Source organism: Pararcticibacter amylolyticus (genome assembly GCF_003130405.1).
In the GTDB taxonomy this organism is placed as follows: Bacteria; Bacteroidota; Bacteroidia; order Sphingobacteriales; family Sphingobacteriaceae; genus Arcticibacter; species Arcticibacter amylolyticus.
Window position 1 is genome coordinate 1 of the sequence record NZ_QEAS01000084.1, and the last position, 839, is coordinate 839.

Sequence of the window (839 nt, forward strand, 5' to 3'; positions counted from 1 at the left end):
TCCTGGCTGAGCACCACCTGGTCCAGCTTGTTGTAGACCAGGTATTCCCAGCCTTTGCCGGGGACTTTCTTTTCTTTCAGCCGCTTGCGGCTGTCGTAGTGGTAGCCGTACACGAAGTTGCTGAACAGGGCATCGGTTTCTGAAAGGGTGCTGCCCAGGGTCACTCCTGCCGGCAGCGGGGGGACCACGTAGCGCAGGTTGTCCAGGTCGTCGTAGATATAGTCGGTGGTGAGATAGGTCCCCGTGGCTACCTGAGCTTTCTTGCTGACGACTTTTCCCTGGAGGTCTTTGTATTCCTGGGTGAGGTTGCCGTTCTCGTCGGTAAGGGTGGTCTTGTAGAGGGTACCGGCCTGGTAGGTGCTGCGGCTGGCCCCGGTGCTGCTGACGGTCCACAGGCTGACTTCCCCGGCGGCATTGGTGCCGTAGGCGGTCCTTACGGTATGGCTGCTGCCGGGCTGGTAGGCGGCCCCGGGGGCGCCCTGCTCGCTCACCCGGTTCAGGGGCGAGGCCTCGAAGAGGGTCTCGGCGTAGGCCCCGGAGGGGATGGCGGGCACCCCGGAGGGGGGACTGTTGTAATAGTTCTTCTGGGCCCCGCTGCTGCCCAGGGCATCGCTGCGGTAGCTGCCTGTGGTACCGCCTGCGGTATAGGGCAGGTACTTGCGGGCTTCACGGCCGAAGGGGTCGTACTCGAAGGGCTGGATGATATCGTTGCCCGCAGGGGAGCCCTGCCGCTGGATGGTCTGAAGGGGGCGGCCCAGGCCGTCAAAATACTGGATGGTGGTCTGTACCTGGTCCTTGTTGCTGCTGATGGTGTTCAGGGTGGCCTCATCGGTCACCTT

1 protein-coding gene is annotated in these 839 nt (G+C 63.2%); it reads right to left on the reverse strand.

The window, feature by feature from the left end; genetic code table 11:
• Positions 1-839 (reverse strand): DUF6443 domain-containing protein (locus DDR33_RS26210; protein ID WP_238387951.1); only part of this gene is annotated, 839 nt, incomplete at both ends.